Consider the following 22,556-nt stretch of genomic DNA (forward strand, 5'->3'; position numbering starts at 1 on the left):
TATAAAGTAAGGAGAGTTAAAAAATTATGCAGAAAAAGAAGTACAATATTTCAGTCGAAGCTACACTGGAGGTACTAGGTGGAAAATGGAAATGTGTGATTCTTTGCCATCTAACACATGGTAAAAAACGTACAAGCGAATTAAAACGTCTCATGCCAAACATTACGCAAAAAATGTTGACCCAACAATTACGTGAGTTAGAAAAAGACGGAGTGATCAATCGGATCGTTTACAACCAAGTTCCGCCCAAAGTTGAATATGAACTTAGTGAATATGGACAGAGTTTAGAAAGTATTTTAACCGCGCTATGTACGTGGGGAGAAAATCATATAACCAAAGTATATGGGGATAAGTTTGCCGTTCTTGAGGAAAGTATATTAAATGATTAAAGTAATTCACTTAAATTAAAATTAAGAATCTAAAAACACCAAAAACGAAATCCACTATAGAGGGATTTCGTTTTTGGTTAGGGAAAAATGAGTGCCAAGTAAATGAGTTACCTCTTGATCAAATAAATAAAGCCACTCTAGATTGAATCAGCATATTCCATATTCCCATATCGAATCAATCAAACTTTGCAACACACTGGATTGCCATTTTTCCATGGTCATGAGATTGCATAACATGCTTTTATTAGTTCTTTTTCTTTTGGTATAATAGCATGATCGTATAAAAACCAAATCAATTAAAAGTCTTAAATAAACTTATGGAGGAAATATGAGGGTCATTTTAGAGTTGATACGTATTTTATTAATATTAGGATTAGGCGGAGCGATTATTTCCACCGTACTAATCGCCATATATACAAGCATAGGCGTTAACATGGATCAGTATGGCTGGCTAGGTTCTATTGCGATACTTATTTTATTATTTGTTTGGTATAGAAACAAGTTGCAGTTCAGTGGATGGTACACTGGAAATGGGAGAGAAAAGCTGCCCAAAAAGGTCTCACTGTCACTGATCCTGTGTTCACTCTTATTGTTAGTTTCACCACCCCTTTTAAGCTTATCTATTTAACCAACAATAAACAGGAGAATAGTTCCTGAATTTCAAATAGAGCAGGAGTGAACGATTTGCGGAAACTGTTTAATATTGTTGTTCTCTTACTCCTACTCGGTGGATTTTGGTACGGTTATGGTAATGACATTCAGGAGTCTGGGTTTAAGGCCGGGGTTAGATCCTTTGCATCCGATGTTCGCTCCCTTATAAACGGACCAGAGGTTTCGACTGCCCTGGACAAGCTGAATACCGGAGTCAACTACCTGATAGGCGAGCTAACAGAAACGTTGGATAACGCTTCTAAAGAAGAACAACCTGAAACGGAACAAGTGAAAAAACCAACATTGGAAGCTCCCGCTGAGGCCTCCTTTTCAGTCCGTAATATCGAAATTGGCGACACTAAGGCTGCTGTTGAAAAACTGGCTGGTGTAGCAAAGCGGCAAACCCGGAATGAATATGGCGTAGACTGGTTCGCTTATCACGAAAATTATCAAAATTTCTTCATGGTTGCCTACGATACTGACGATAAAGTTGTTGGATTATATACGAACCAAGATTTAATCTCCTCAAAACAAGGAATTAAACGCGGCACGCCTAAAGAAGCAGTGACTGAAAAATTAGGAGATCCTGTAACAAAACTCCTTAAAGGAAACGTCTATTACCAGATTCGAAGCGATGGCGAATACGATATGTTTGAAATGGATAAGAGCTATGTGACTATCTTCTATGACAAACATGAGAAAAATACAGTTACATCAATCCAAATTATCGACGCAAAATTGGAAAAACAAAAGAGTGCCTATTTTGCAGAAGCCAGTCCGGAGTTAAAGAACGGCTTTGAATATCAACTATTTGACCTGACTAATGCATCAAGGGTTAACCATGATCTCTCGGTCCTTTCTTGGGATAATCAAGTGAAAGTGACCGCTCAGGATCACAGTGCCGATATGGCAGTGAATCATTACTTCAACCATAATAACCTTGAAGGAGAATCCCCCTTTGACCGAATGGAAGATGACAAAATCACTTTTCGAATGGCTGGGGAAAACCTCGCAGCCGGTCAGAACAGCAGTATCTTTGCTCATGAAGGGTTAATGAACTCCATCGGACACAGGGAAAATAAATTACAAAAAGATTTTGAATCTCTCGGAGTCGGCGTCGCCTTTGAAGATAATGCAAAACCGTATTATACAGAAAATTATTTAACGAAGTAATATCAAAAAGCCGTTTCTGGAGAAATCCCGCACGGCTTTTTTTGATTCTATCCTCCTGATTTTAAAAGAATCTCAACACCGTCCTAGAGTTATCTTCTTTACTTTATAGTTGTTTTTTTATTTTTATAATATTCAGTTTATTTTTCTTGACTGGAACTTTAACACTATAAGATAATACTTAAGAGTAATATAATGACAAATTAAACTTTGGGGTAACGGATTTATGATTAAAAGAGGTAGAAAAAAGGGTGCCAACGGTGAACAGAGTCGAGCTTTACTACTCTTCATCGCGGCAGATGAGTTTGCTCGGAAGGGTTATTTTGAAACAAAAGTTAGTACAATCGTTCATAGAGCAAATTTAAGTCAGCCTACTTTTTATCTGTATTTTGAAAGTAAAGAGGCCATTTTTAAGGAGTTAGTTAAGAAATTCCGATATGAATTATTTAATCTTACTATACAGAGCCGGCTTGAAACTGGGCTTGATTTAAACGCTATTCCCCTCAAAATCACCCAAGGATTAGCCGCGATATTTCGTTTCTTTGCTGAAAATCAAAGTTTAACTCGAATTGGTTTTTTTCTCTCTCAAGAGGCTGAAGAAATAAAGAAGCAGTTAGCTGCACAAATAAAAGAAAACCTGATTTATGAACAACAAAATGGCTATTTCCATCCAGATGCTAACATGTTGATTATAGCTGAAAGCTTGGTCGGAATTATTGAACGTTTAACCATAACTCAAATTTTTGAAGAAAACATTCAGCCTGAAATATTAGCGAATGAAATTGTACACCTTTTGTTGGACAGATTGTTAGTTAAGACCTAATAATTCATTTTACTTTTCTAACTATTATTTAAAATATAGTTGATAGGGAGTATTATTATGAATTCTATAAAGCAATCGCAGCAGGAACCGCTCGAAAGAATGTGGATTGCACTTATCATTGAAGCGAAACAAAGCGGAATAACAAAAGAACAGGTCAGAAAATTTATTAGACAGCATCAAATGAATAATGCTTTCGAAACAGATTTACAGCCGCAAATGGAAGATTAGTTTGTAGGAATAATAATTTCAAAGCGAATAAAAGATGGACTCCATATGGAAGTCCTTCTTTTATCTGAAAATCTAATTAATTTGTACTTCATCTATATTATTTTCTTGTGATAATCATTGGTCAAAAGCTCCATACTAAACCTTAAACCCCATTAAAAAAAGGATGTGAGTTTAGATGGACTTTTTTCACGGCCAAGAAGCACTTACTATAATTCAGTGGATCTTAAGGGCCATTGTGTCTTACTTCTTTTTACTATTTGCAGCTAAAATAATGGGGCAACGAGCTATTTCTCAGTTAAGATTACTTGATTTTTTAATAGCATTAATTATTGGAAACATCCTTGCCCATCCTTTATCTGATGAACAGTTAGGTTTAAAGGGACCATTGATAACGACAGCCGTATTAGTACTTTTATATATTTTTTGCGTTTTTTTGAGCCTAAAGTGGGGAAAACTTCGAAGTTTTTTTGAAAACTCTCCTTTTCCCCTTATAGAAAATGGGCAAATTGTTTATAAAAGCTTAGCCAAAGCAAGAATCTCTATCGATTTTTTATTATCTGAATTAAGAAAAGAAAAAATTGAAGATATTCAAAAAGTTGCGCTTGCATTATGGGAACCAGATGGTACAATTTCATTTTTTTTAAACCCTCAATATGAAGCCGTAACCCCTGCCGATTTAGAACTAGTAACAAAAACCTTTTCTTTTCCTAGAACGATTATTAAAGAGGGAAAAATTGATTTTAGTGAATTAACCCGCATTGGTAAAGACGAAGAATGGCTTAAAAACCGAATAAAAACTGCATACAGTGAGGACGTATATGATATTTTATTAGCAACCATTGATAATAACGATACAGTGAAAATCTTTTTATACAAATAGATTTTGAAGCTAAACCATATAAAGTAAGTCCTCTTAGCTATGCCTCTATTTAATACGATTTACTTTTACTTAAGGAAGAGAGTAGTTTTATACCCTGAATGTTAAAGGCCATCAAATTGGTGGCCTTCTTAGGACAAGATTACCCCTGTTTATACATAGAGAAAACTTCCCTCTGCTTCTACCAAAGTAGTGTATTTAAGAACTTATACACATCCTCATAAACCTGCTCACGTTCTTTGCCTAATGTGATTATATGGCCAGAGTTTTCGTACCATATCAAGTGTTTATGCTGCGTATCGACTTCACTGAAAATCGCTGTAGCACTGTTCGTATAGTCGGGATCATCCAAGCGCCCTTGTAGAACAAGAGTTGGTGATGTGATTAAATCTAAATTTTCACCAGTTTCATTTATTATATTCACCACATCTTTCAGTTGAGTCATAGGCTCTTCTTCCAACAGCTTCACTTCGGCAGCAATTTGGTCTGCATCTTTGCCTTCAAACTTCTTATAAGCCTGTGCATAATTGAGCAAGCGGTTTTTTTGTCGATCGATACTTTTTCCTTGCGTCGGAGCACACATTGAAACCACCCCTATCACAGGAAGTTCAATTCCTACTTTTAATGAGAACACTCCTCCTAAAGAAATTCCTACAACAGCAATTTCCTCGTAGCCTTCATCTTTAAGGAATTGATAACCATCCACTACGTCTTTCCACCATTCCTTTGGACCTGTTTTAGCAAGTTCCTCGGCTGATACTCCGTGCCCTCTATAAAGAGGCCCGTGACAGGTATAGTCGCGATCATTCAGGTATTTCCCTAATTTTTTCATATCTCCTGTACTTCCGGTAAACCCGTGAAGTAAAAGAACAGCTCTATTTCCACCTCTGTATGTGAATGACTCAGGTGCTTTCACTTTCATCTATCTAGGACCTTCTTTCTGCTCTTGTTGATAAATAGAATCTAAATGATTTTTAAAAAAAAATCAATTAATACCCCTTGAGTGGGATTTCTTCTATCCTATTCCGTATTTTCATTAAAACAGTTAAATCAAGTATATAGTATCCTTACCACACTCTTTACAACTCATCCGTTCAGAAGCACATTTTACTATGATTGATTTTATTTAGCAATCGTCATTTAACCATTTTTTTTAAAAAAGTAAAATATACCTTGTAATACGATGTACATCGTATTACACTAAAGCAAATGAAAAAAGAAGGTGATTTTTTGGATAAAGAATTGATGAAGGGAAGTATTGACCTCCTCCTGCTTTCACTTCTTTCACAAAAAGAGCTGTATGGCTATGAAATGACGAAGATTCTAAGGCAAATGAGCGAGGGGCAATACGAAATCAGTGAAGGCACCCTATATCCGGCTCTTAAGCGTTTAGAAAGAAAGGAATTTATAGAAGGGTATTGGAAAGAGTCCGAGTCCGGACGCAGGAAATATTATCGTATCACAGACAGCGGCCAAACCGAGCTTGAACGTAAACGCAGCAGCTTTACCTTCCTTGAAAATTTAGTTCGGAAAAGCGCAGAGGATTTCTGATGAAAACAACATTTGAAAGGTATGTAAAAAAAATAGTCAACCAAACCGATTGTACCAAGGAAGAAAAAGAAGATATGTTTGAAGAACTGCTTCTCCATCTGGAGTTGAGCCGGGATGATTTAATAAAGCAGGGGAAGACCCCAAAAGAAGCCGAGAAAATGGCATTAATCCTTTTTGGCGACGAATGGGAAATCGGCAGTCAAATTCAGCAGGCCATTTTTCCATACCGAAAAGAGCTTATGCTGACTTTATCCATCGTTTCAATTCTTTTTACGTTTTCGGTGTATGCGCTGCAACTATTCCAAGAAGGAGATGCTTACATGGGTTGGCTTCTTTTTTCGATACTGACTAGTGCAACTTTACTCTCACTTACACTTAACCTCCTAGTCTCTATCAACCGGAAAATCATGGTCAACACCGTGTTAGTGACCCATGCCCTTGTCTATATATATGGATGGGGAATTGCGTCCGCCCTTGACTTTACATTATTTCCTTTATTCAGCCTGATTATGGCAGCGATTCTCCTACTATCCCTCTACCTCATTTACAAAACAGCCTTGGTTCTTCCAGGATATAGTGGAAAGAATTTAAAAAAAGTAAAACTTTTGCACATTTCCAATATTACACTCGGCATCTTGATTTTGTCAGTTACCTTATTTTTCTTATATGCTTTTTTAATCTTCTCAAGTGAAGTCCAGCCGTTTATGCTATTATTTTTCATCCCGACTGTCTTATGGATTTCGTTATATATCCTACAGATTAAACTGTTAAAAAAGCATCCTACGGCATCAAATATATGTGCTGTTCTACAGGTATTACTTGTTCTAGCAATTATTTTTACGATGATGATACTCTACCGTTAAGGAGTCCTTCAAATGAAAAAGAAGCACATCTATCTCATTCTGATCACGCTTGCGATTGTGACTGTCTTGTTTGTCATCGCCGGCTTGATCTTTAAAAAAGAAGAAAATGAAAAGCAGCAGGGCTTAACCAATCAATACGACGTATCCACTCAGGGTACAATTGCATACGTCACACACTTTAAGGGAAAACCACAATTAAAACTCTATAATCCAACATTATCCGTTGAAGAAAAAGTCCTTGAATTGAGCAACGATGAACAAATCCTCGACCCGACTTATTCCTACGATGGAAATATGCTTGCCTTTATTGTAGCTAAAAAAAACCAAGAAGAAGATTCAACTAGTTCCATTCAGCTTCTTGATATGAAATCACAGAAAATCAGTGAATTATTCAAAGCAGACTTCCTGATCACAGAACTCGATTTCACAAAAAGCGGCCGCTCTCTCTTTTATATTGGAGCCGGTTCGTTTAAAAACTATTCGCCGATCACGGGTCCCCGCCCTCACGATCTCGATATTTATGAATTTGATATAGAAAAAAAGGAGTCCACCCAGCTGACCTCTTTTAAGAAATATGGTCTTAGTTCCCTAAATGTCACCACAGATGGAAAAGCCGCTTATTATCAAACCGATGATGATGCGGATGCTAAAACGGCTGATGAGATTTTCGAAACGCATCAACGGATTTTCAAAGTGAAATTTGACCAAACAGGTATCGAAACCGTCACAGACTCTAAACGTGATGTCGATATTTTTGATTTCACAATTACCCCGGATGAAAAAACGATGATTTTCCAGTCCATCTCCAACGAGCAATCAGGTAGTACCTATATTTATGAGCTTTATAGCTATGACCTCAAAACCAAGACCGAAAAGCAGCTGACCCATCTTCAAGAATACACAGATCGCCCAGTCATCAGCAGCGATTCAAAAACGGTCTATTTTATGGTAGATAAGAAATTCGGCAAAAGCGATCCACAGTATCACCTATATAAAGTGGGGATTGATGGAGACAACCCGGAAGAAATTTTGTTACCTAATTAATAAAAAGGCTTCCGACACCAATTATTGACGGTGCCAGAAGCTTTTTTTATGGGGTTACTCGTGAATTTGGCTAATTTACTCGTGAGTTTTCACGATTTACTCGTGAATTTCTGATTTACTCGTGAATTTTCACGATTTACTCGTGAGTTTGGCTGATTTACTCGTAAGTTTTCACGATTTACTTGTAAGTTTCTGGTTTACTCGTGAATTATCACGATTTACTCGTAAGTTTGGCTGATTTACTCGTGAATTATCACGATTTACTCGTGAGTTTTCACGATTTACTCGTGAATTTTCACGATTTACTCGCGAACCTATAATTCACACAAAAAAAAAGAACCAAATTTGGTCCTTCCTTCTCTACTTATACAGATCGTTTCCTATTTATATTAATGTTTACGTTTATCTTGATTGTCTATTCCCTTATGCTTCCGATAATTGGCGCAGGATAGCTTCATACAGTCTCCTTGGACATCCGGACCATATTTTTCACGAAAAGCTTCCAGGCAATAGCATCTATCTTCTTCCTTTTTGGGTCCATCCATTGAGTGCTTCCCTCCTACTATTTTAACCGGAGATAACGCGCTTCTCCAGTCTTACATTGATTCGGCCCAACAGCGCGGCACCGATTGACTGAATGACTGTTTTAACAATGATTTGGCCAAAAATCGCAGCGGGTACGGCTTCCCATGGCAGAACGTTGGCACCAAGTGGGCTAAGTCCAATCACAACAAATATCACCGAATCGAAAAATCCTCCGACAATCCCGCTGTAAAATACTCTCCAACTCATCGGAAGTTTTAACCGGGTATAAATTTCAGTATCAGCTGTTTCTGCCACCACGAACGATAGTGCGGAAGCAAACACAATTAAAAGGGTATCTCCTAATAAAAATGATACGCACGCTGATAATATTAGTGCCGTGACAATGCACACATACGTCTTCACTCTGCCAAATTTATTCTGAACTAGATCCCGAAAGATGAAGGTTCCCCCGATTAGTAATGTCCCCATCGGAATAATAAACACACCAAGCTGTAATGGTGCAAAAGCTGCTGTAACCACATTCGCGGTGACAATGGACACTAAATACAATATAATTCTTAACATTTCTTACATTCTCCTTATACAAAAAAAACAGCACCCTAAGAAAGAGTACTGTTCTTCTTAGTTTTTTTGAGAGGGTAGCTAGAACCTCTTCCGCATGAGCGGATTATCTTTTTCCTAATTTATCGTAGCTTGAAAACGAATGGAAATCAAGAAGTTTCCACATTACCTATTTCTAAAACGAATTCAGTAAATACTTTATTAATAATTAGACTTATGGCTGATGTTTCGAATTTTGTTACTACATATGTGGATTGGAGCAGCTCCTGTCAAATCATTTTATTCTAATATTTGACAATTGAAAAACAATGCTATATGATGTTATTAACCACTGGTCAATAAATATGGAGGTGATACTATGTCGCCAAGGAAATCAGAAGGAATAGAATTATCTAAGGAAATGGTATTGAATGAAGCCCGGAAACTTTTTGCATCCGTTGGGTATTCAAAAGTTTCAATGCGGCAATTAGCTAAAACATTAGATTGTAGTCATGGCGCCATTTATTATCATTTTAAAAATAAGGCCGAAATATTTTATAGTTTGGTAAAAACGGATTTTTCTCTATTGAATAATAAAATAGATGATATCATCCTAACTGAAAATAATGCTTCTCAAAAAATAGAGAAGATATTACTATGCTTTATAGAGTTTGGGTTAACCCAGCAAAATCATTATGCAATCATGTTTTTATCTAAAGAAAAAGAAATTCAACATTTACTTCAACTTGATTCTAATAAAACATATGAAAAACTAATCAGTTCTCTGACTGACCTTACAGAAAATAAACTAAACCCTGCATCAATATGGTCTATTTTCCTTTCGCTCCACGGCTTTATAACATTTTATATTAATACACAACTTTCATATCAAGATGTAAAAAGCTTAGCTAATTTTCACGTTAAAAATATTATGAAGAGTATTGTATAATTTTTTGCACATACATTGACCAATGGTTAATAAAGATTAGGAGGCTTAAATATGGTGAAAAAATTAATACATTCTGAAGGGCTTATAGTTCTTATAGCGATAATTTATATCTATTCAATAAATGAATTTAGCTGGTTGATTTTCCTTTTATTACTATTAACACCTGACATTTCTATGTTAGCCTATCTAATCAATAATCAAATTGGTGCCAAGGTTTATAACTTGTTTCATACTTATACAATATCAATACTCATCATTTTACTAGCTGTTTCTCTAAACCAGGATACAATTTTAATGGTAGGTTTAATTTGGACGGCTCATATTGGAATGGATCGTTTTTTAGGATATGGCCTTAAATACACAACGGCTTTCAAGGCTACACACATTCAGGAGGTATAATAGTGGTATTTAGTTTATTGTCCGCATAAAAAAGCAGTGTGATTGATCTTGCGCATCACACTGCTTCTTACTCTCTTCCTTTACACTCCCCGCTTATTTCCCCATATATACGTATGCAGCTGCGGCAGCACTTTCACATTTCTAAGTTCATCATCAGCTATTACTTTATCAATTAGCTCTTCATATTTTTTCAAAAGTCCGCTAATCAGCTGCTGATCATTAGCCGTCCTGCTGTCATCATTGCCAACCTGCAAATAAAAAGGAATATCCGGGTACCGGAAATGTACGTTTTTCGCATACTGATAATCTTCATCATCAAAGATTACAACCTTCAACGAGACATGATTATCGGGATGTCGATTGGCAAGATTAGATATTATTCGATCAAGCACCTCAAAGTCCGTGTTCATCCTAGAACTCGGTGGCTTAGGTGAAATAGTCAGTTCATCAATATCGAGAAACCAATCCTGCCAACGGCTTCCCTGTGTTTCCACGCCGGTTTTCATTCCATTATCTTTTAAAATTGCTATCAAGCCATCTAGATTTTTCAGCAGTGCTGGATTTCCACCTGATATTGTAACGAAGGAAAAGCCCTCACCGCCAATTCGCTTCAGCTCATCCCATATATCTTCGGCAGTCATTTGAACTGTATCTTCCTTACCAGTCCCGTCCCAAGTAAACGCGGAATCACACCAGGCACAAGAATAATCGCATCCTGCCGTCCGAACAAACATGGTCTTTTGTCCGATGACCATGCCCTCCCCTTGTATTGTCGGGCCGAAGATTTCCATAACAGGCAGCTTACTCACTTTCCATCCACTCCCGTCTAGCTTCAGCATAACTCGTCGGAGTTTCATATAGACGAACAAATTCGACTCTAGCACCCTCATAATTCTTGGTTAAAAGGGCTTCGGCCATTTTTTCATAAATCCAGACAACCATATTTTCAGCTGTTGTATTCATGAGCGGCAATGTTTCATTCAAATAACGATGATCAAGGTGTATTTCAATCTCATTTTTCCAAATTTCTTTGATGTCACCAAAATCTATCATCAAACCGCGTGAATCCGTATATCCGCTCAATCCGAAAATGACCCTATACGTGTGGCCATGCAAGTTCTTGCATTTGCCTTCATAGTCATGAAGATGGTGCGCGGCATCAAAGGTGAATTCCTTGCTGACCATGACCCGCTTACTTGAGTAGTTTAATTGATTCCGCTGAATATCTTTATCTATTTTTTGAAGCTTATCCACGATAGTAAAACCGTACATTATTTAAGCACCTGCCGTCTGCTTACATAGTCATCCAACCCTTTTTTCCGAAGCTTACATGCCGGACACTCACCACAGCCGTCGGATATAATCCCGTTATAACAAGTCAGAGTCTTCTCACGGACGAAATCAAATGCGCCAAGCTGATCCGCAAGCTCCCATGTTTCCTCTTTATTCAGCCACATAAGCGGCGTATCAATCACAAATGACTGGTCCATCGACAAATTCAAGGTCACGTTCAACGATTTAATGAATACATCGCGACAGTCTGGATATCCGCTGAAATCCGTCTCGCAGACACCAGTGACAATATGCTTAGCCCCAATTTGGCTTGCCAATACACCGGCAAACGAAAGGAACAGCAAATTCCGCCCTGGTACAAACGTTGACGGCAGTTCCCCGTCTTCTCCGTCCTCTACTGCGATATCACTTCGCGTTAACGCATTCGGCGCTAGTTGGTTCAACAGCGACATATCCAGAATATGATGGGTAATGCCCAGTTCCTTAGCAATCTTTTGCGCGCATTCGATTTCCAAGCTGTGCCGCTGATTATAATCAAACGTAACCGCTTCTACTTTCTCAAATCGCTCCATTGCCCAGAACAAACACGTCGTACTATCCTGTCCCCCGCTAAACACAACCACTGCCTTTTCCTTCTTCATCATTTCTATAAAACTCCTTTTTACGGAAAAAAACAGCACCCTAAGAATAGAGTACTGTTTCTCCTTAGTTTTTTTGAGAGGGTAGCTAGAACCTCTTCCGCCTAGCGGAATATTATAATTTTCCAAATTAATAGTAACTTGAATATGAAAAGAAATCAAGAAGTTTATATCAAACTGATTATAAGACCGAATGATAAAGTTTGTTATACAACATATCTTCCCTTACCTCCTTAAATATCCTATTATTTTTCCGATAAAAAAGGGTAAACAAAAAATATAGCAAAAGGGGTCCATTAACGTGAGAAGTATTAAAGGAAAGATATTGGTGGCATTTTCACTCATTATATCTTTGTGTATCATCTTAGGAGCATTTAATATCTATAGTAGCAATAAGTCACTTGTGCATTCCAAAGATATTATTAAACATGAATTACCGGTTCTTATTGATGAAGAACAACTACTCAATAATCTTGCACAAAGAAGCGCACTCGCGAGAGGCTATATTCTATTTGGCGACGAAAGTAATAAAGAGAGGTTCTTAAAATATACCGAAGAAAGCAAAGTCATTCAGGAGGATCTTTTATCCCTAAGTGATTCTGACAAAATGAAGGAATTGATTCAGAAAAGCGTGGATTGGAGAACGATTATTATTGACCGCGTATTTACACAATATGATCAAGGAAATGAAGAACGCGCTAAAGAAATACTAAAGGATGAAGTTGCACCAATAAGCAATGAATTGATGGATGGGTTTAGGGAGCTAGCTTCCGAACGCGAGAAATCAATTGTCGCTTCCGGAGAAATCGTCATCGCAAGTGGAGAATCAGTTAAAACGACTAGTATCATTATATCCATTGCCGCTGTCATCATAGGCCTTCTGCTTGCGCTTGTAACAGCCAATATTATTACAAAACCTCTCCTTAAAATTAGGGACAGAATGAAAGTAGTGGCGAAAGGTGAGCTGAACCATGAACCTTTAGAGCAAAAATCAAATGATGAAATTGGAGAATTAACTCTGTCCTCCAACCAGATGCAGAAAAACCTTAGTGATACTATCGAAAAAATGCTAGTTGTATCTGAATCCGTTTCGAACCAAAGCGAAGACTTAACTCAATCAGCAAATGAGGTCCAACAAGGCAGCAGACAGATTGCGACTACCATGTTCGAGCTATCGGAAGGTTCAGAGTCTCAAGCCCACCGAGCAGCTGATATGGTCCATATGATGGAAGAGTTCACCAGAAAGATCCAGCAGGCCTATTCTTGCGGGGAAGAAGTTTCCCAAAGCTCCACCGAGATTCTATCCTTGACCAAGGAAGGAATCATATTAATGCGTAACTCGGTCCAACAAATGAAAATGATTGATGAGATTGTCAAAAATGCTGTCGAACAAGTGAAAGGACTTGACTCACAATCAAAGGAAATCTCACAGCTTGTACAGGTCATCAAGGATATTTCCAATCAAACCAATTTATTGGCCTTAAATGCGGCTATAGAAGCTGCACGAGCCGGCGAACATGGAAAGGGCTTCGCCGTCGTTGCAGAAGAAGTACGAAAACTCGCAGAAGAGGTCACACATTCAGTTGGGGATATCACAAATATTGTCACAGCTATCCAAACTGGTTCAAAAACCGTCGTCCACTCTTTAGAAGATGGATACACACAGGTAGATGCAGGTACGAGACAGATTACCCTCACCGGCCAAACATTTGAAACAATTAATAATTCAGTCGGGAACATGGGTACAAAAGTACAGCATATTACAAATGACTTAAACTATATCACTACCAATAGTATAAAAATCAATCAAGCTATCGAAGACATCGCAGCCGTGTCTGAAGAGTCTGCGGCAGGTATTGAACAAGTCTCCGCCTCCGCCCAGCAATCCAGCTCTTCGATGGATGAAATCACTAATCATGCCCGTGAGCTCGCCTCTGCTGCTGAGCAGCTAACTGACCAGGTTAAAAAGTTCCAATTATGATACTAGCAATTTCCTGCGTGTTGCACGCGGGAAATTGCTTTTTTTCTTTTCTTTTCCCACCTTCTATTTCCCTAATGTCTCTTTTATAGAATGTGTTTCGTTTTCGTTAATTTGGGGAATATATTACTAGACACATTAATAAAAAACAAATGGATTCAGGCACGTATCAAAAAACATTTTGATTTATTTTCAGAATATTTAGTGTATAATATATATAACTACAGGAATATTTTTTTACCACTAAAATTAATAGTATCATCTACTTCCACTTCACCTACTTACTGGCAAGTTCCAGTATCAAACGCTCATGATCCAAGCATCCATTTCAACCAATTGCATAGGAACTTCTTCTCAAGAAGGTTCTTTAGTATTATTCTTTCAAGAGTGAATAAAACACAACCAAATAACTAATAAAACGTACTTTTCTCTCCATTATTGTAAAAAAGGGCTAAGTTTCACCAAACCTATGTTACTATTAAACTAAGACTTTTTTAACCCCAAAAGGAGGAATTCATATGAAACGTTTTTTCAAATTCATAGCAGAGTTTAACGAACGGAAAGCCCTAGAACGAGAAACGGACGAGTTCTTTCGCAAAGAATACGAAAATTATATGAAGATGAATTCTGAAAAACAAGGAAAAAAAGCGAGATTAGCTCCTAAGCTTTATGTTATTGATGGTGGTAAAAAGGACTCCAATCCTGAGATTTCTGACAGAAAGAAATCCAGTTAACCTTAATTAATCCAGAATCAGCTACTTTCGTCGTGGCTCCTTTCCCACAAATTACGAATACTCCATAACTAGCGGAGATTTCTTACCCATTCTATTATTCTAAAAAATACAAACGGAAAGCTCAGATATCCTTCTGAGCTTTTTTTCTTTTCATTCTTCTATTTACACTATATTAATAGAAGAAACTAGGCATTTTTCCAAAAAAATTTGCTTGAATTTAGTTTATTTCATTTCAAAGAAAGAAGTCACACTATAGCCCCATGGGTATTTCTCATCTAAAAAACCGAAAATCATAAAAAAAAGAGGGGTGTTCTTTTACTCATCTTTGTTCATATTCAAAAGAGTACAACTATTTGAGTCGATAGATGCAATCTCTTACATAGAATGACAAATGCATGATTATTGTTACGTAGAAGTCAAATAAATGGGTATAAACAATTATTAAACTGTAATAAACCTCACTTTCAGAAACAATTAATTATACAAATATAGCCATTAAGAATTGGGTTCAAATACTCACGAAACTATTTTTATGCTATTCAAAATGAGTATTTATTTACACTTTCCATATTTTAGTGTAAATAAACCAAGGTTTTACTGGATTTCCACCCATATCTTTGGTCTCATAAAACATTTAATCATTTAGATACTATTACACTTATATATACATTTATTTGTAAAATACAATAATAACTATATTGCGATAGAATTTTTGACCCTTGCTTCTTAAGTTTAAAATCATGTAGTGTGTATTCAGTAATTCAAATATTTGAAAAAAAGAGAGGTTAAAAAATGGCACCAATATTTATTTGTGCGATCTTTTTGCTTGGCTATGGCATTTTCGAACAAAAACGCCATCAGAAGCGTCTCGACTCCATCCCGGTACGTGTGAATGTGAATGGGATTCGAGGGAAATCGACTGTAACGCGTCTAATTACAGGTGTGATTCAGGAAGCTAAGTACAAAACAGTAGGTAAAACAACCGGAACATCAGCAAGAATGATCTATTGGTTTACGGACAAAGAAAAACCGATTAAACGCCGTCCAGAGGGACCGAATATTGGAGAGCAACGCCGTGTAGTTAAAGAAGTTGCCGATTTAGGAACAGAAGCACTAGTTTGTGAATGTATGGCTGTACAGCCTGACTATCAACTAATCTTCCAAAATAAAATGATTCAAGCCAACATCGGAGTTATCGTAAATGTACTAGAGGATCATATGGATGTCATGGGACCAACATTGGATGAGGTTGCACAAGCCTTTACAGCAACTATTCCCTATAATGGGCATTTAATAACCATCGAAAGTGAATATTTGGAATTTTTCAAACAAATTGCAAAGAAACGTAATTCGAAAGTAATTGTTGCTGATAATTCAAGAATTTCGGAAGACTTTTTACGCGAATTCGACTATATGGTATTCCCGGATAACGCATCCCTTGCTTTGGCCGTTGCAGAAGCATTGGGCATTGATGAAAAAACGGCTTTCCGTGGCATGTTAAATGCACATCCGGATCCAGGTGCCATGCGTATCACTAAATTCGGAGACCCAATTCAGCCAACGTTCTTTGTAAATGGCTTTGCCGCAAATGACGCTTCGTCGACGTTAAACATCTGGGAACGTGTAAGTACCTTTGGATACAGCACAGAAGCTCCTATCGTCATAATGAACTGCCGTGCTGACCGTGTGGACCGTACAGAGCAGTTTGCAAGAGATGTATTGCCTTACATTAAATCTGAAATCGTCATTGCCATTGGTGAAACTACATCACCGATAACCCGGGTATTTGAGCAAGGTAAATTAGATACAAAAGAGTATTGGGATTTAGAAAACTGGTCAACTGAAGAAATCGTAGCCCGTCTCCGCCCATTAATGAAAAACCGAATCGTATACGGTGTCGGTAACATTCATGGTGCAGCAGAACCATTAATTGAAGCATTTATGAAATCTAAAACGAAGCAAAAAGCGAGTTAAGTAGGAGGAACCTTAATGTTTGGATCGGATTTATATGTAGCCCTAGTACTAGGGGTAACGCTTAGCCTTATTTTTTCAGAAAAAACGGGTGTCGTACCCGCAGGACTTATTGTGCCAGGTTATTTGGCGTTAGTATTTGATCAATGGGAAATCATGCTGGTCATCTTGATCATTAGTGTAGTAACTTATTTAATCGTCACTCACGGCCTTTCAAGATGGGTGATTTTATATGGAAGAAGAAAATTTGCAGCTATGATGGTAACCGGAATTTGTTTAAAGCTCCTATTAGATTTCGTCTACCCTGTCATGCCATTTGAAATTTTCGAGTTTCGAGGAATCGGTATAATCGTACCAGGTTTAATAGCGAATACCATTCAAAGACAAGGAATGCCATTAACACTTGGCAGCACACTTCTATTATCCGGTTTAACTTTCGGCTTAATGAACGTGTACTACCTATTCTGAGGTGCATAAAATGAAACGAACTTTAAATGCAAAAGAAAAAACACTTATCTTTATTAAACATACGAAGACAAAGAATCTTAAGTATGCTGGAATCATTCTCCCTATTTTACTAATAGCATTAGTCATTACCACTTGGATGGGACGGGCTGAAGAAGTGAACACAGTCGCTTCAAAATCGGATCAAACATTAACGATGACAATGGTCGGTGATGTGATGATGGGACGATATGTTGAAAAAGTGACAGATAAACACGGGTATGATTACCTCTTCCGTTACATGAAGCCCTATTTTACTGCTTCAGATTATGTTAGCGGAAACTATGAACACCCTGCTTTAAAAGAAGATGTATCTAAATACAAAGAAGCAGACACAGCGATTCGATTAAACTCATATCAAAGTGGTGTAGAAGCTGTAAAAAATGCTGGCTTCTCTGTAATGACCTTAGCCAACAACCATATGATGGACTTTGAAGAACAAGGCCTGCTTGATACAATTGATGAATTCAAAAGTGTGGATATGGATTACGTCGGTGTTGGATCAAATACTACAGATGCTAAAGCAAGTATCAATTATTCAGATGTTAATGGCGTACGTGTGGCCACTCTTGGCTTCACCGATGTCTATGGCAAGGATGCAGTATCCAAAAATAATCAAGCTGGTTTATTAAACTCTAATCCGGATTTATTATTTGAAATGATTGGTAAAGCTAGAGATGCTAAGCAAGGAAACGCAGACTTAGTTGTGGTAAATATGCACTGGGGACAAGAATACTCTACATCTGCTACATCACGTCAAACAGAATTGGCTAAAGCAGTCATTGATGCTGGTGCGGACGTTATCATCGGTCATCACCCCCATGTCCTTCAATCGTTTGATGTATATAATGACGGAATTATCTTTTATAGTTTAGGAAACTTTGTATTTGACCAAGGTTGGACACGCACAAAAGATTCAGCCATGGTTCAATACCATTTAGCAGAAGACGGACAAGCTACCATTGATGTCGTTCCCCTCCAAATTGAGGAAGCAACACCAAGACCAGCTACCTCTTCGATTGACCAATCACGAGTTTACCGTCAGTTGACGAAGGAAACTAGTGAAAAAGTTCAATGGTCTAAAAAAGAGAATCATATTGAGATTACCATGAATCATAAGAAGGTAATCGACCATAAGACACAACGTGAACAAGAAGAAAAAGCAGCGCAAGAAAAGAAAGCTGCACAACAAAAAAAAGCTGAACAAGAAAAGAAAGCAGCGCAAGCAGAGAAAACTGCTGTACAACAAGATATCCAACCAATACAGTAAATAACTATAAACAAACACGTGAATAAGAATCTTATTAGAGACGCACAACTTAGATGCTCACCGAAAAGAGGGGATCAATTAGTGATTAATCGTATGACGAGGAAAGTACTTCTTTCCCTATGTTTGCTTATATATTTAGCAGGATGTTCGGAGCCATCCCCTCTTTCTGACACGAATAAACCGATAGACAGTAAGTCAGCCAATCAACCGTATGGAGTTAGTTCTTCCAGCCCTATCGCAATAGATGTTGGAATGGAGATTTTGGATAACGGCGGAACAGCTGCAGATGCCGCGATTGCCGTATCTTATGTATTAGGTGTAACTGAACCTTATGGATCAGGAATTGGTGGCGGCGGTGGTATGCTGATTGTACCCGAATCCGAAGATCCCAATTTTATCGATTATCGTGAAACGTCACCTGAAGACCCAAGTTCAAAACACAATACGGGTATTCCTGGCTTAGTAGCCGGCATGCAGGTTGTTCACGATAAGTATGGAAGCGTACCGATGGAAGATCTTCTTCAGCCGGCGATTGACCTGGCTGAAGAAGGATTTACAGTCAATGAAATGTTAACATCACGCTTAATCGCATCCCAATCAAGGGTTTCTTCTGAAGAGACCCAAATATTTTATCCTGATGGTGATGCCATTAAACCAGGCAAAACTCTTACTCAAGAAAAGCTTGCTGAAACATTGAAACTGATACAGCAGAAAGGCCCTGACGGTTTTTATAAACAGGACATCGCACGCGATATAAAAAGAAAAACAGACATCGACTTGATGGATTTAAAGCACTATGAGGTGAAAGAACGGGAGCCGGTTCAAGGAACATTTGCTGGGTATGACATTTTGTCAGCCCCTCCTCCCTTTTCTGGAATTACAGTTCTTGAAATGTTAATGCTTGCTGAGAAAACAAACCTTGGTGATTCTTCCGGCAAATCAGATTACATGAAGGAGCTAGGGGCCATCACAAACACTGCCTATCAAGACCGAGTTACTCATACTGGGGATGGAATCAGTGCCTCTAAGGCTGAACAACTACTATCCCCCATTCACCTAAGCAACCTGAAAAATAAGATCCAAGAGGGAGAATGGAAAAATATAGAGTCTGGAGATTCCGAAGAACATGAAAGTACGACTCACTTTGTGATTATGGACAAATATGGTACTGTCGTTTCTGCAACAAATACGCTCAGTAACTTCTTCGGTTCAGGTGATTATACGAATGGTTTCTTCCTTAACGATCAATTGAAAAATTTCCGATCCGGTTTGAATTCTCAAGATGCGTATAAACGGTCAAGAACCTTTACAGCACCGACGGTTCTCAAAAAACAAGGGGAAGAAACGATTGGAATCGGTTCACCCGGTGGTGACAGAATACCTCAAGTACTGATGCAAGTCCTTTATTCATATACACAGAATGAAGGCTCATTTCAGGATATTATTGACCGCTATCGGTTTGTCTTTGATGGAAAGACCATCTATACGGAATCTCGGCTTTCAAATGAAATAATCTCATCATTAGAAGATTCAGGGTATAACGTCGTTCAAAAGGTTTCCCCCATGTATTATGGCGGAGTTCAAGTTCTAGTTAAAAACGAGAAGAACGGCCGGTTATCCGGAGCTGGAGATCAAAGAAGAAATGGTAGCTGGAAAGCACAGCAATAAAAAGAGCATCCGGCGTACCAGTTCATCTTTAAACATATAAATTTTTAAAGATCTATAAGGGGACGAGAATATGAATATTGTAAAAAAGTAGCAGGCTGGGTTATCCCTGTTATTCTTATAGCAGGCCTGCTTGTAACCATGAATACGTTTAAACGGTCGGAAACATTAACACCGGATGAGCAAAAGAAAATAGAACAATATACTAATATCCAAGAATAAAAAAAGCCGGGATTTCTCCCCTGCTTTTTTTATTTTTGATTTCAAGGGGTAATAATCTACAAATTGGGAGTGGAAATCATGCTGAAAAATAGCTATACAAATTTTGCTGAACTGCAACAGAAAGAACAAGAAAAAATTGATTACAGCATCACCGCTTATTACAGAAATCCTGATATAGCAGTCCTAGCCATACATGGAGGAAATATCGAACCAGGCACAAGCGAAATTGCTGTAGCTCTTGGAGAAAAAATGAATGCTAGCACCTATCTATTTGAAGGTCTGAAACAAAGAAATAACCAAATCCTCCATATAACATCCAACTTATTCGATGAACCAATCGGTGTTAGAATAGCATCTAACGCAATGACCAATCTCTCCATCCATGGTCATTATGACATTCATAATGCGCTAATCTATATTGGCGGGAGAGATGAAGCCTACAAGAGCTTGATTGAACATTCCCTAAATCAAGCCGGATTTCAAACGGATGACGCACCTAGGCACCTTTCAGGCATGGGTGAAAGGAACCTCACAAATTTAAGTAAAACTGGGGAAGGCGTTCAATTAGAGCTCTCGACTAAACTACGAAAAAAATTTTTCAAAGAAGATAACTTCACCAGAAAAAACAGGAAAAACCAATCGGAACTTTTCGACCGATTTGTCAACGCATTAGAAAAGGCGACTATAAGTTATAAACAAAACTTTTATTCATAACATTTTTTATAATGTAAAATTAATTCAAAAAAAGACTACCCAGAAACATCTAAGTTAGTCTTGTGATCACTCGTATATATCATTAGTTCATAAGGTTGTCGACTTGACCAAAGCTTTCGAACTTCTCGGCAAAATAAACTGACTCAAGATTGGATATATGAACGCCAGCGTTTTCTGTTGTATTGATAAAACGGCCATCCCCTAGATATATACCTACGTGGGTCACGCCTAGTCTTGTGCCCGTATCCCTAAAAAACACTAAATCCCCTGCCTTTGGATTTTCGATTTTCGGCAACAAGGAAAAGTAGTCCTCTGCTGAACCGCGTTTTACTGAAAGGCCCTGCTCCTTCATGACCCAATAGATGAAACCGCTGCAATCCATTCCAATCATCGGATCATCTTCTCCGAAAACATAGTTAAATCCACGTAGAGTGTAGGCATACTTAATGACATCATAAGCTTTATCATAGGAAGCCTCTTGATTTTCATAAAACGGATACAAAGTATTGCTGTATACTTGAAGATACTGCCCCTGCATCAAGCTATCAGTTGGTAAAGCGTTACGCTTTTTGATTGTCTTAATCGAAATACCGTAATTAACCGATATGCTATTAAGTGTTTCCCCATTTTGGACGATATGCTCTCCCTTAGGTGTATACGTTTTATACACGGCTTGGTATTTTGCAAAATATTCTTCTGTGGTCGATCTCACCTGAACTGTTTCTGCTCCATATCCAGAATTGACAAATTGATCTTTCCCTAAATAGATACCAGCGGTCACGACTTTTGAACTGCCTCTTTCTAGAAAAAATATAATATCTCCAACCTTAGGTGTATCTGTATCCATTCCTTGCTTATAATAACCTTCTACTGTCAAACGGTCGATGGGCACATTTTGTTGGGAGAGTACCCAATGAATCAATCCGCTAGAGTCAAACCCTTTTTTAGGCGTCTCTTCTCCAGCTGTTTTTTTAAATCCTGTAAAAGTTCTCGCATAGTTTGCAATTTTCTTTCCTCTCTCCGCCCATTGATAGTTTGTAGGAGTATAAACCGTTTTAATGATTCGTAAATTCTGCCCCTCATATAACTTAGTATCCGGTAAACCATTCGTCTTCATTAATTGTTCCGTCGATATATCATAAGTCAATGCAATCGATTCTACCGTGTCTTGAGAGGATACAGAATGAACTCGATCAGCCGCTTCAACTTTTACACCAGGGGAAAAAGTAAAACTAAACATGGCTAGTGCTAAAAGCAAAATACTTCCTAATGTTCTTTTACCCATTTTAACCCTTCCTTTATAACCAGAAATATTTATTAAAACATGCAGTCATCTAGTCAAAACACTTGATTATAAAGATGTTTTTTTAAAATAAATCAGGTATATATATAACTTTTATCTCAATACCTTATTCAACATTACACTTTATACTCATCCTCTTTTATAATATCGGTAATTAGCCTATGCCTTTTATCCTGTTATCAACAAATATATATTTGTTTAGTTTTTTAACAAATTCCCACACCATTAATAGTT

General features: G+C 37.7%; 26 protein-coding genes and 2 riboswitches. Of the genes, 19 read left to right on the plus strand and 7 right to left on the minus strand.

Going from position 1 to position 22,556, the window contains the following annotated elements:
* Positions 1-26: 26 nt before the first annotated feature.
* The 6 genes from JFV29_RS21760 (at position 27) to JFV29_RS21785 (ending at position 4,141) form a co-directional block, all read left to right on the plus strand.
* The gene (locus tag JFV29_RS21760) at positions 27-389 is read left to right on the plus strand and encodes a winged helix-turn-helix transcriptional regulator (protein ID WP_053347398.1); all 363 of its coding nucleotides are present in this window, start codon (positions 27-29) and stop codon (positions 387-389) included.
* 328 nt (positions 390-717) lie between these two features.
* On the plus strand, positions 718-1,017 hold the full coding sequence (locus JFV29_RS21765) for a hypothetical protein (RefSeq protein WP_201186314.1): 300 nt from the start codon (positions 718-720) through the stop codon (positions 1,015-1,017).
* 47 nt (positions 1,018-1,064) lie between these two features.
* Positions 1,065-2,213: a CAP domain-containing protein gene (locus JFV29_RS21770; RefSeq protein ID WP_342366579.1), complete on the plus strand. Its 1,149-nt coding sequence runs from the start codon at positions 1,065-1,067 to the stop codon at positions 2,211-2,213.
* A 223-nt stretch (positions 2,214-2,436) separates the two neighbouring features.
* Positions 2,437-3,033 carry a TetR/AcrR family transcriptional regulator gene (locus JFV29_RS21775; RefSeq protein ID WP_201186316.1) on the plus strand — a complete coding sequence of 199 codons (597 nt, stop codon included), beginning with the start codon at positions 2,437-2,439 and terminating at the stop codon, positions 3,031-3,033.
* Between the two features lie 57 nt (positions 3,034-3,090).
* On the plus strand, positions 3,091-3,261 hold the full coding sequence (locus JFV29_RS21780; RefSeq protein WP_201186317.1) for an anti-repressor SinI family protein: 171 nt from the start codon (positions 3,091-3,093) through the stop codon (positions 3,259-3,261).
* A 175-nt stretch (positions 3,262-3,436) separates the two neighbouring features.
* Complete coding sequence (locus JFV29_RS21785; protein ID WP_053347402.1) at positions 3,437-4,141, plus strand: DUF421 domain-containing protein; 705 nt, start codon at positions 3,437-3,439, stop codon at positions 4,139-4,141.
* Between the two features lie 178 nt (positions 4,142-4,319).
* Here the strand turns inward: JFV29_RS21785 and JFV29_RS21790 are convergent, their stop codons facing one another.
* On the minus strand, positions 4,320-5,060 hold the full coding sequence (locus JFV29_RS21790; protein ID WP_053347403.1) for an alpha/beta hydrolase: 741 nt from the start codon (positions 5,058-5,060) through the stop codon (positions 4,320-4,322).
* Between the two features lie 287 nt (positions 5,061-5,347).
* On the opposite strand from JFV29_RS21790, the gene JFV29_RS21795 reads away from it, so the two are divergent.
* From JFV29_RS21795 to JFV29_RS21805, 3 genes are read left to right on the plus strand one after another with little or no spacing between them, the layout of a single operon-like run.
* On the plus strand, positions 5,348-5,689 hold the full coding sequence (locus JFV29_RS21795; protein ID WP_242486929.1) for a PadR family transcriptional regulator: 342 nt from the start codon (positions 5,348-5,350) through the stop codon (positions 5,687-5,689).
* Positions 5,689-6,552 carry a permease prefix domain 1-containing protein gene (locus JFV29_RS21800; protein ID WP_201186318.1) on the plus strand — a complete coding sequence of 288 codons (864 nt, stop codon included), beginning with the start codon at positions 5,689-5,691 and terminating at the stop codon, positions 6,550-6,552. The genes JFV29_RS21795 and JFV29_RS21800 overlap by 1 nt, the downstream gene beginning before the upstream one ends.
* Before the next feature lie 12 nt (positions 6,553-6,564).
* Positions 6,565-7,596 carry a hypothetical protein gene (locus tag JFV29_RS21805; protein ID WP_201186320.1) on the plus strand — a complete coding sequence of 344 codons (1,032 nt, stop codon included), beginning with the start codon at positions 6,565-6,567 and terminating at the stop codon, positions 7,594-7,596.
* 389 nt (positions 7,597-7,985) lie between these two features.
* Here the strand turns inward: JFV29_RS21805 and JFV29_RS21810 are convergent, their stop codons facing one another.
* Together JFV29_RS21810 and JFV29_RS21815 are read right to left on the minus strand one after the other, a co-directional pair.
* The gene (locus JFV29_RS21810) at positions 7,986-8,141 is read right to left on the minus strand and encodes a hypothetical protein (protein ID WP_201186322.1); all 156 of its coding nucleotides are present in this window, start codon (positions 8,139-8,141) and stop codon (positions 7,986-7,988) included.
* A gap of 22 nt (positions 8,142-8,163) precedes the next feature.
* Entirely contained in the window at positions 8,164-8,706 is a 543-nt protein-coding gene (locus tag JFV29_RS21815) for a VUT family protein (RefSeq protein ID WP_053347407.1), read from the minus strand.
* Between the two features lie 51 nt (positions 8,707-8,757).
* A riboswitch (PreQ1 riboswitch) is annotated at positions 8,758-8,800 on the minus strand.
* A gap of 261 nt (positions 8,801-9,061) precedes the next feature.
* On the opposite strand from JFV29_RS21815, the gene JFV29_RS21820 reads away from it, so the two are divergent.
* Positions 9,062-9,631: a TetR/AcrR family transcriptional regulator gene (locus JFV29_RS21820; RefSeq protein WP_201186324.1), complete on the plus strand. Its 570-nt coding sequence runs from the start codon at positions 9,062-9,064 to the stop codon at positions 9,629-9,631.
* 51 nt (positions 9,632-9,682) lie between these two features.
* Positions 9,683-10,030 (plus strand): DUF4260 domain-containing protein, encoded by a 348-nt coding sequence (locus JFV29_RS21825; RefSeq protein WP_201186326.1) that lies wholly within the window; start codon positions 9,683-9,685, stop codon positions 10,028-10,030.
* Between the two features lie 80 nt (positions 10,031-10,110).
* Here the strand turns inward: JFV29_RS21825 and queE are convergent, their stop codons facing one another.
* From queE to queC, 3 genes are read right to left on the minus strand one after another with little or no spacing between them, the layout of a single operon-like run.
* A complete protein-coding gene (queE, locus tag JFV29_RS21830; RefSeq protein WP_201188000.1) occupies positions 10,111-10,839 on the minus strand; it encodes a 7-carboxy-7-deazaguanine synthase QueE in 729 nt (242 codons plus the stop codon).
* Entirely contained in the window at positions 10,832-11,302 is a 471-nt protein-coding gene (gene queD / locus JFV29_RS21835) for a 6-carboxytetrahydropterin synthase QueD (RefSeq protein ID WP_053347411.1), read from the minus strand. Before queD ends, queE begins: the two co-directional genes overlap by 8 nt.
* Positions 11,302-11,964, minus strand: a complete 663-nt coding sequence (gene queC / locus JFV29_RS21840; protein WP_056521783.1) for a 7-cyano-7-deazaguanine synthase QueC — start codon at positions 11,962-11,964, stop codon at positions 11,302-11,304. The genes queD and queC overlap by 1 nt, the downstream gene beginning before the upstream one ends.
* Positions 11,965-12,022: 58 nt before the next feature.
* A riboswitch (PreQ1 riboswitch) is annotated at positions 12,023-12,065 on the minus strand.
* A gap of 197 nt (positions 12,066-12,262) precedes the next feature.
* On the opposite strand from queC, the gene JFV29_RS31485 reads away from it, so the two are divergent.
* From JFV29_RS31485 to JFV29_RS21875, 8 genes are all read left to right on the plus strand, one after another.
* A complete protein-coding gene (locus tag JFV29_RS31485) occupies positions 12,263-13,942 on the plus strand; it encodes a methyl-accepting chemotaxis protein (RefSeq protein ID WP_201186328.1) in 1,680 nt (559 codons plus the stop codon).
* 515 nt (positions 13,943-14,457) lie between these two features.
* Positions 14,458-14,673 carry a hypothetical protein gene (locus tag JFV29_RS21850; RefSeq protein ID WP_201186330.1) on the plus strand — a complete coding sequence of 72 codons (216 nt, stop codon included), beginning with the start codon at positions 14,458-14,460 and terminating at the stop codon, positions 14,671-14,673.
* Positions 14,674-15,465: 792 nt separating this feature from the next.
* Positions 15,466-16,647: a poly-gamma-glutamate synthase PgsB gene (gene pgsB, locus JFV29_RS21855; protein WP_201186332.1), complete on the plus strand. Its 1,182-nt coding sequence runs from the start codon at positions 15,466-15,468 to the stop codon at positions 16,645-16,647.
* Positions 16,648-16,662: 15 nt separating this feature from the next.
* Positions 16,663-17,112 carry a poly-gamma-glutamate biosynthesis protein PgsC gene (pgsC, locus tag JFV29_RS21860; RefSeq protein ID WP_053347415.1) on the plus strand — a complete coding sequence of 150 codons (450 nt, stop codon included), beginning with the start codon at positions 16,663-16,665 and terminating at the stop codon, positions 17,110-17,112.
* Positions 17,113-17,122: 10 nt separating this feature from the next.
* Complete coding sequence (locus JFV29_RS21865) at positions 17,123-18,418, plus strand: CapA family protein (RefSeq protein WP_201186334.1); 1,296 nt, start codon at positions 17,123-17,125, stop codon at positions 18,416-18,418.
* Between the two features lie 81 nt (positions 18,419-18,499).
* Positions 18,500-20,086 (plus strand): gamma-glutamyltransferase family protein, encoded by a 1,587-nt coding sequence (locus JFV29_RS21870; RefSeq protein WP_342366580.1) that lies wholly within the window; start codon positions 18,500-18,502, stop codon positions 20,084-20,086.
* A gap of 54 nt (positions 20,087-20,140) precedes the next feature.
* Complete coding sequence (locus JFV29_RS30730) at positions 20,141-20,305, plus strand: CapE family protein (protein ID WP_342366596.1); 165 nt, start codon at positions 20,141-20,143, stop codon at positions 20,303-20,305.
* A gap of 78 nt (positions 20,306-20,383) precedes the next feature.
* On the plus strand, positions 20,384-21,019 hold the full coding sequence (locus tag JFV29_RS21875; RefSeq protein WP_201186336.1) for a poly-gamma-glutamate hydrolase family protein: 636 nt from the start codon (positions 20,384-20,386) through the stop codon (positions 21,017-21,019).
* 82 nt (positions 21,020-21,101) lie between these two features.
* Here JFV29_RS21875 and JFV29_RS21880 read toward each other — a convergent pair whose 3' ends face one another.
* Entirely contained in the window at positions 21,102-22,304 is a 1,203-nt protein-coding gene (locus JFV29_RS21880) for a C40 family peptidase (RefSeq protein WP_201186338.1), read from the minus strand.
* Between the last annotated feature and the right edge of the window lie 252 nt (positions 22,305-22,556).

The sequence above is a fragment of the Peribacillus sp. TH16 genome (assembly GCF_016651095.1).
Classification (GTDB): domain Bacteria; phylum Bacillota; class Bacilli; order Bacillales; family DSM-1321; genus Peribacillus; species Peribacillus butanolivorans.